The following is a 2,482-nucleotide window of genomic DNA, read 5'->3' as shown; positions in this document are numbered from 1 at the left end:
GGTCGTAGGCCGCGCGCTTCGGCGCGTCGGAGAGCATCTCGTAGGCCTCCTTGACCTCCTTGAACTGCTCTTCCGACTTCTTCGCCCCGTCGCCCTGGTTGCGATCGGGGTGGTGCTTCATGGCCAGCTTGCGGTAGGCCTTCTTGATGTCCTCCTCGGTCGCGTTCTTCGCGACGCCGAGGATTTCGTAGTAGTCACGCTTTGCCATGGATGCTCACGCTTGAAATGCAAATCCCCCGTGCACCGGACACGGCCCACGGGGGTCTGAAGAAGCCGCGGGGGCGCCTTACTTCTGGTCTTTCACTTCCTTGAAGTCGGCGTCGACCACGTTGTCGTCGGCCGGCTTYGACGAAGCGGCTTCGGCATGCGGTGCCTGCGCGCCGCCGCCGGCTGCTGCTCCGGCACCGGCTGCCGCCTGGGCCGCCTGCGCATCGGCATACACCTTCTCGCCCAGCTTCTGGCTGGCCGCCATCAGCGCCTCGCTCTTGGCCTCGATGGCCGCCTTGTCGTCGCCCTTCAGCGCTTCCTCGGCGTCCTTCAGTGCGGTCTCGATCGCTTCCTTCTCGCCGGCCTCGAGCTTCTCGCCATGCTCGCCGAGCGACTTGCGAACGCTGTGCACCATCGCGTCGGCCTGGTTGCGGGCCTGCACCAGTTCGAGCTTCTTCTTGTCCTCGACGGCGTTCAGCTCGGCGTCCTTCACCATCTGCTGGATCTCGGCTTCGGAGAGGCCGGAGTTCGCCTTGATGGTGATCTTGTTTTCCTTGCCGGTGCCCTTGTCCTTGGCGCCGACGTGCAGGATGCCGTTCGCGTCGATGTCGAAGCTCACCTCGATCTGCGGCGTGCCGCGCGGCGACGGCGGGATGCCTTCGAGGTTGAACTCGCCCAGGCTCTTGTTGCCCGAGGCCATCTCGCGTTCGCCCTGGTAGACCTTGATCGTGACGGCCGGCTGGTTGTCGTCGGCGGTCGAGAAGGTCTGCGCGAACTTGGTCGGGATGGTGGTGTTCTTCTGGATCATCTTCGTCATCACGCCGCCCAGCGTCTCGATGCCCAGGCTCAGCGGGGTCACGTCGAGCAGCAGCACGTCCTTGCGGTCGCCGGCCAGCACCTGGCCCTGGATCGCGGCACCGACGGCCACCGCCTCATCGGGGTTCACGTCCTTGCGCGGCTCCTTGCCGAAGAACTCCTTGACCTTCTCCTGCACCTTGGGCATGCGGGTCATGCCGCCGACCAGGATCACGTCGTCGATGGCGTTGACGGCCACGCCGGCGTCCTTGATGGCGGTGCGGCAGGGCGCGATCGTGCGTTCGATCAGCTCCTCGACCAGCGCTTCGAGCTTGGCGCGCGTCAGCTTGATGTTCAGGTGCTTCGGGCCCGACGCATCGGCCGTCACGTACGGCAGGTTGATGTCGGTCTGCGCGCTGTTCGAGAGCTCGATCTTCGCCTTCTCGGCGGCTTCCTTCAGGCGCTGCAGCGCGAGCACGTCCTTCGACAGGTCGACGCCTTGTTCCTTCTTGAACTCGGTGATGATGTAGTCGATGATGCGCTGGTCGAAGTCTTCGCCGCCCAGGAAGGTGTCGCCGTTGGTCGACAGCACCTCGAACTGCTTCTCGCCGTCGACGTCGGCGATCTCGATGATCGACACGTCGAAGGTGCCGCCGCCCAGGTCATACACGGCGATCTTGCGGTCGCCCTTCTCGTTCTTGTCGAGGCCGAACGCGAGCGCCGCGGCGGTCGGCTCGTTGATGATGCGCTTCACGTCGAGGCCGGCAATGCGGCCCGCATCCTTGGTGGCCTGGCGCTGGGCGTCGTTGAAGTAGGCCGGCACCGTGATCACGGCCTCGGTCACCGTCTCGCCCAGGTAGTCCTCGGCGGTCTTCTTCATCTTGCGCAGCACTTCGGCGCTGACCTGCGGCGGCGCGAGCCGGTTGCCGCGCACCTCGACCCACGCATCGCCGTTGTCGGCCTGCGCGATCTTGTAGGGCATCAGGTCGATGTCCTTCTGCACTTCCTTCTCGGTGAACTTGCGGCCGATCAGGCGCTTCACCGCATACAGCGTGTTGCGCGGGTTGGTGACCGCCTGGCGCTTGGCAGAAGCACCGACGAGGATCTCGCCATCTTCCTGGTAGGCAATGATCGACGGCGTGGTGCGTGCACCTTCGCTGTTCTCGATCACCTTGGTGGTGTTGCCTTCCATGATGGCCACGCACGAGTTCGTGGTGCCGAGGTCGATGCCGATGATTTTTGCCATTTGGTTCTCCTGAATCCGAAAATCTTGATGTTGTCGAGTTGTGGATAAGTCGGGCCGTTTCAAGGGGCCGCGCTTGTGGACAGTTGCTTCTGCCTTGCGTTATTTCGGGGCGGCCACGGTGACCAGCGCCGGGCGCAGCACGCGGTCGGCGATCAGGTAGCCCTTCTGCAGCACGACCACGACGGTGTTGGCCTCCTGCTCGGCCGGCACCATGCTGATGGCCTGGTGCTGGTG

The 2,482-nt window shown here is 64.4% G+C and carries 3 protein-coding genes; all 3 read right to left on the bottom strand.

Annotated elements, in window-relative coordinates; all coding sequences use genetic code 11:
• Positions 1 to 208, bottom strand: a 208-nt coding sequence (locus AC1D01_RS29930) for a DnaJ domain-containing protein (protein ID WP_477872908.1), incomplete at its 3' end; no start/stop codon positions are given.
• 78 nt (positions 209 to 286) lie between these two features.
• A complete protein-coding gene (dnaK, locus tag AC1D01_RS29925) occupies positions 287 to 2,248 on the bottom strand; it encodes a molecular chaperone DnaK (RefSeq protein WP_477872906.1) in 1,962 nt (653 codons plus the stop codon).
• A gap of 99 nt (positions 2,249 to 2,347) precedes the next feature.
• Positions 2,348 to 2,482 (bottom strand): nucleotide exchange factor GrpE (gene grpE / locus AC1D01_RS29920; RefSeq protein WP_477872910.1); only part of this gene is annotated, 135 nt, incomplete at its 5' end.

This window comes from Rhizobacter sp. P3_B12, from assembly GCF_056402895.1.
Note: the sequence above shows the minus strand (reverse complement) of the source record. Positions and strands in the feature narration are given on the sequence as shown.